Here is a 6,000-nt window from a genome sequence, read left to right as displayed (position 1 = left end):
GTCGTGGCTGAAGCTGCAGGTGAGGGATTGGCTGAACCCGGGGCGTGATCCTGCGCCCAGGCTGGCGATGTCGCGGCCAGGACCAGGGCCACCGCAAACGCCTTGTCGGTCAGGGTGTGTCGCATCGGTCTGTCCTCCCGTCGACCAAAAGTGGGAGTGCGCCTCATGATCAGGTCGGCGTGACGAATTGTGGGGCTCGGCATCCGCGGGATGACCGCGATCCCACCGGACGAGCCGGCGCCTCATCTCGCTTGCACGCGACGGGCCAAACTTAGCACAGCGCTCGCCCGCCGTGCCACACATCCCTCTGCCCGGAGAGACTGAGCGCATCATCCATCTCGATGCGAGGCGATCAGCTTGGACCTTGTCATCGGCGCGGACTCCCGCGTTCGTGCCAATATCTGAGTCATCCCGGCTGCTTGGGCTGAGATCATCACGTTCCAGTGGAACTTCACTGCGCCTTCTCATAGGCGGCATATTGCTCCTCCGTCATGCCCGGCAGCGTCTGCACGAAGGCAACGGCGGCCCGCAGGTCGTCGTCGCCATGGCTGTCCGCGAAGGACGGCATGCCGGTCATCCGAACCCCGTTTTTGACGATCCAGAAGATTTCGGCGGCGGGTGGGCGAAGCGATGGTGACCGACGGCGGGTCGGCCATCAACGCGGCGGGGCTGCCGGGCTCTTCCCGCTCGATTGACAGCATGCCGAATATTGCTACGCAGGCCGGCGAGGGAACGTCCTCAGTCCTGTTGCGGGATTAAAATCTCCGGGGCCGGCCCGGCCCGTTTTTTGGTTCCCGTGCGTGACTAAACCCAGACCTTGGACATCAAGCACTGCCCTGCTTGTCCGGTGGTTCATCTCATCGGCGACGCTCTCTGTCCCGCAGGCCGCAGGGCCGGTCGCCTTCGCGCTGGTCGCCCTGGCTCTGACGGGAGACACGAGCGGCGGCGCAGCGATGATCCTGGCGATGACGCTCGCGCAAGTGGTCGGTGCGATCCCGATCACCCGGGTCGGCAGACGCTTCCCGCCGACGACGTTCCTGCGGCTGCTGGTGGTCTTCCGGACCCTTGCGCTGGCCTCCATCGCAGTGCTGGCTCACCACGGGGCCGCGTTCGGCTGGCTCGTCGCATTCTCAGCGCTGGCAGGGGCGGTGAACGGCGCGGCCTTCGGCTATCTGCGCACGGTGCTCAACGCGCTGGCGCCGGCTGCGAAATTGCCGCGAGCGCTCGGCATCTCGGCGACCCTCAACGAGGTGACGTTCGTCCTGGCTCCCGTGGCCGCCTCCGGGCTGGGCGGCGTCTCGCCGGTCTTCGCCGTGCTGGTTGTCGCGGCGCTCGGGGCGATTCCAGCCCTGCTGGTGCCGACGACCGCCGCAGCCGCAGTGGAGGACGCGCATCATCCCGATGCGTCCGTGGTGAGCCCGGCGATCCTGCTCTGGCTGATGTGCGCCGCCGCAGGTGGATCGACCGTGGCGGCGATCGAGATCGGCGCTGTCGCTCTCGCCCTGCATTTCGGGTACCAACCGACGCTCGCGATCCTGTTCACGGTGCCACTTTGCCTGGCTTCGGTGGCGGGCGGTGTCTGGGTCAGCATTCGCAACCGCATGCAGACGCGCAGGGCTGTCCTGATCCAGCTGACGATCATGACGGTCGGCTCCATCCTCGTCGCGCTCCAGATCTCGCTGGCGGTCACGGTCCTTGGCGCGGTCCTCGTCGGAATGGTTCTGGCCCCGCTCGGCACCTATTACTCGCTTGCTCTCGACGCGCTCGCCCCTCCGAAGAAGCGGCCCGAGGTCTTCGCCCTGCTTCGCACCGCGAACGCAACCGGCGTCATCCTGGCCAGCGCGGTGATGACGGCCGTCTCCCTGTCCACGGCCCTGATCGTCGTGAGCTGCCTGATGATCACGGTCGTGGTCGTCGTCGGCCTGTCCTCGCGCATCAAAACCTGAGGGTCGGCGCCCGCGCTTCACAGCTTCGGCCCGGCTCAGTCCTGCCATGCCGGCAGCCTCCACCCCTTCACGGTCGTTGTGGCCTTCGCAATCGCCCCTGCCCGGCGCTTGGAGCCCCCAGCTCAGGGCGCGGGGGGCGTGTCCGGCCGGCGACGGTCGTGACCGTTGCTGGCGTAGTAGCTGCGCTTGTTCTCATACATCAGCCGGTCGGCCCGTTTCACCAGGGACTCCATGGTTTCGCCCGGCTCGGAGGTGGCCATGCCGAGCGAAAGGCTGAGCGCCGTGTCGCCATGGAACTGGTTATTGAGCTCGATCAGCTGCTGGACATTGGCCAGAACCAGCCCCGCCTCGCCCGTGCCGGCGCCCGGCAGCACCACGGCGAATTCGTCGCCGCCGATCCGTGCCGCGAAGAGCGGCTTGTCCACCGCCTTGGCGAGCACCTCGCCGGCGCGGCGCAGCAGATCGTCGCCAGCGCCATGGCCGCACTCGTCATTGACGCGTTTCAGGCCGTTGAGATCGACCAGCATCAGCGAGACGCGCTGCGTGCGCTTGCGTTCGAGACGGTTGAGCTCGTCGACATAGAAGCTGCGGTTGTAGAGCTTGGTCAGCACGTCGTGCTTGCCGAGGAATTCGAGATAGGCCTCGGCCTTGCGCCTTGCCGTGATGTCGGTCAGCGCGACCTGGACCAGCGACCAGCTCTGTTCACGGCCGGGCAGCACCGAGAACTGCAGGTGCAGGTAGAGCAAGGTGCCGTCGAGCTTGTAGTTCACCACCTCGCGCTGCTGGAAGATCTTGCCGTTCCAGAGATCGATGAGCTGCTCGCGGAAGGGGACGCGCATCTCGCCGCGAAAAGCCTCGTCGAGATTGTCGAGCAGATGCGCCTTGTCGCGCGCCGCGAAGAGCTCGAGCGTGTGCCTGTTGACGTCGAGCACCCTGATCTCGTGCATGCAGCGGTMGATGAATTCGGGGTGCACCTCGGTGAAGACGCGCAGATCCTCGATGCCCTGCTCGCGCAGATCGTCGAGCAGGGCTTTGACATGGCGGAAATCCTCGACCCAGAGCGAGACCGGCGAATGGTCGAACAGGCCGCGCGCATAGGCCTCGCTCGCCACCAGCTCGCGCCGGGCCTGCTCGCGTTCGGTGATGTCGTCGATGGCGACCAGCACCCGGTCCCAGCTCGCCTCATGTCCCGGCAGGATGCGCCCGTTGATCTGGACGTCGAGGCGGCCGCCCGACAGCGTGTAATTGACGGTGCGGCTGCTGAAATCGAGCTTGCCCTCCCAGAGCTGGACCAGCTCGTCGACATGGCTCTTCAGCATGTCGGCCCGGAAGACCTGGTCGAGATTGGCCATCAGGTGCGCGGTGTCGTCGGCACCGAACAGGGTCAGGGTCTTCTGGTTGACCTTGAGCAGGCGGATGCGGCTGGAGCAGGCCTTGACCCGCCCAATATCGGCTTCGAGGAAGGCGCGCAGATCGTCGACGCCCCGCGTGCGCCATTCCGCAAACAGCGCCTGGATGCCGCTATAATCCTCCAGCCAGAGCGAGACGGGCGCGAGATCGAACATATGCCGATCATCGGCGGCAACAGGGGTGATGGCAGGGGGCACGCTTGTCATCGACCATTCCAATTCCGGCTTGCCCGGAGGGCTCAAGCCACCGATCGCCGGGGCGGCCAAGCCTGATTCGTCAGGCGCCATGATACCGCAAGTTGTGGCGCAGGTTCGCCCGTCGGGTCGCTGCCCGATCGGCCTGCGCGGGAGCGGTCGTCACGTCGACGCCAATACTGGAGCATCGCCTGCTCCTGCCCTCTGTCCGCAGGGACCTGCGAGGCGCAGCCGGCGCAAATCGTCGATCTGAAGGAAGCCCTGGAAGCCCCGGCGGCGGCGACTTTCTGCGAACCCGATAAATCAGCCTTAACTACGATCCCGCATCTCACGCACAAATCGTCGATCGCACTCCAAAGTACATTTGAGGCTGTTGGCGTTCCGCGTTAGTATTTCTAGTGGAAACGATGATACTCGACATCGATCCTGCTTTCAGCCCTTGCCTATGCGTTCATTGCCTATGTCTTCTGGTGGGTTCACGAGGGCGTTCCATGTCGGCTCAAGAACGCGGGCTTGCCCGCCTCATGCTTAGGCTCCCCGCGTTCCGCAATCGCTTCGCGCGAATGCAAGCCCCCGGTTTCGCGGCGTCTGCGAGGAGTACGACGTCATCTGGGAGGTGATCACCCACCGGTCCCAGGACCAACGCTGCGCGATGTTCAGCTTCGATGATTACTGCCRCCTCGCGGTCTCGATCGAGAGCGACGCGATCGCGATGGCCGAGGCCGTTTCCGATCCCGGCACCATCGGCATCCTTGGCGTGTGACAGCCGGACCGACTGACGCATCCCTCCCCGTGAAGGCAACGCCTGCCAGTATCCGCCAAACTTGGCACAGTCTGCCTGCGTCCGGGGAATCCACTTGCGACCCAACTCGGACTCTCCTCCCCTCGCCTGGGAGCGTCCGGATGAGTGGTTTGCAGAAGTCAGGCCGGGTTCATCGAGGGGCCAGATCGCGCGCTTAAGCGGAAGTTGGGCCGAGCCCGTATACCGGGCGATTCGCGCATAGTCTCGCCCTTAGCGTGCGTTCGACACCGGGCGTGATGGGGCGCGAATGGCCTGAGCGACCGCGACGGCGATCTTTTGCGCTACGCCACTTTCGAGGTCGATGAGATTCCCGGAACGCAGATCGGCCTCGTAAATTGCGGACCAGATAATGGCTGATGTGTCTCGGTCGACGAGGCGGCTGGTAATCCTGAGTTTGCCCTCGCCAGCACGGATCATGCCTTCAAGGATGTGCCGGGCGTCGAAATGGCGCCGGGCCACGGACCGCCGCGACGCCAACGCATTGGAAGCCTCGCTTCGAACGACCGTCAACTCCCGAAAGGTCGCGAGTTGTGAAAGCACCTCTTCGGAAAGACCGGTCGCGAAAGCACCGGCTTCTGCGGTCGGGGAGAGGTTGGTGAAGGCCTTGACGAGAAGCGAAGGACCAAGGGGGCTTGTCGATGACGCAGCCGGTCGMGATTGGTCTATCATCCCGATGAATGCCAAGAGAGTGCCGAACACCAGTGCGGTAGCCGAGCCGACGAGCCAGGGGCGCCTGAGCCAATCGAAGAATGATGCGCGGGTTTGCGCCCTCGGCTGCGGCGTTGGGGCTGAGAGAGGCTGGGCAAGTGTCTGATCGTCCAGTCGCCAGGAGAAGCTCGGTACGTAGCTTCCTTTGGGAATTTCGATCAGGACGGGGTCTGTCTTGCCCTCAAGGAAATAGTAAAGCTCCAAGGCGCGCCTGAGCCGCCCGGCCTCGATACGAACGACCGGATCGTTCAGAACGTCGATGCTCGTATCCCGGCCGAAGACTTCGACAGCGACCGAATAGGCTTTGATGCGGTCTGCCCGCCCAGCGAGCGTCTGTTCAACCACGTAGGACAGAAACCGGCGTACCCGATCGGGCGCCTTGAAATCGCAGCTTTCTAAAATGCGGTGGAGTTGGGCGCGGATATCAGCTTCGCAGGGCCCCGACACCGGTTGGGAGGCCGCGGCATCAGAAACACAACTGGATGTCGCTTGGCGTTTCATGGAGTTAATCTCCCGCCCATCAGCTCTGGAACACTCATGATGCCCAGATAGACGCAGGCATCACAAGCCAAATTCTGATGATCTCCGAGTTTTCGATCCCCCGCCTCAATGTATAGTAGCGCTAACCGTCAAAGACGATCCTCTCGTTTAACGAATTTAAAGCCCCCCGGAAAGAACCGGAATTTACGCTAACAGTTTGACACTGCGTCTCGCCTTTGACTTTCCGTCCCACGCAAATGCTCCAAACGCCCGCCCTCTTCGCGCGCCGAACTGGACGGCACATTTGATGTCCCTAGGTACAATTTTCGCACCACTTCGATAATGGCAGGGTTCAACATCACGAGCGCTTGCTGTCTTGAAAGTCCAGGGGACCTGAAATGACAAAGATCAAACTTGCAATCTTCGCTACGGCGACGGCCGGAATCGCCTTCACCGGTCT

General features: G+C 63.7%; 4 protein-coding genes. 1 reads left to right on the top strand and 3 read right to left on the bottom strand.

The features are described 5' to 3' along the window. Positions 1-451: 451 nt before the first annotated feature. Positions 452-607, bottom strand: coding sequence for a c-type cytochrome (locus AC1DIO_RS32825; protein ID WP_441493704.1), 156 nt, complete (start codon positions 605-607; stop codon positions 452-454). A 193-nt stretch (positions 608-800) separates the two neighbouring features. On the opposite strand from AC1DIO_RS32825, the gene AC1DIO_RS32820 reads away from it, so the two are divergent. Next, complete coding sequence (locus tag AC1DIO_RS32820; protein ID WP_476770282.1) at positions 801-1,946, top strand: MFS transporter; 1,146 nt, start codon at positions 801-803, stop codon at positions 1,944-1,946. Positions 1,947-2,068: 122 nt separating this feature from the next. On the opposite strand, the gene AC1DIO_RS32815 is transcribed toward AC1DIO_RS32820, so the two are convergent. Then, positions 2,069-3,562, bottom strand: a complete 1,494-nt coding sequence (locus AC1DIO_RS32815; RefSeq protein ID WP_476854710.1) for a sensor domain-containing diguanylate cyclase — start codon at positions 3,560-3,562, stop codon at positions 2,069-2,071. Positions 3,563-4,562: 1,000 nt separating this feature from the next. Further along, a complete protein-coding gene (locus AC1DIO_RS32810; RefSeq protein WP_441508279.1) occupies positions 4,563-5,561 on the bottom strand; it encodes a hypothetical protein in 999 nt (332 codons plus the stop codon). Positions 5,562-6,000: the final 439 nt, after the last annotated feature.

It is taken from the genome of Allobosea sp. 05T439, from assembly GCF_056396005.1.
This window is presented reverse-complemented; position numbering and strand designations above follow the sequence as displayed.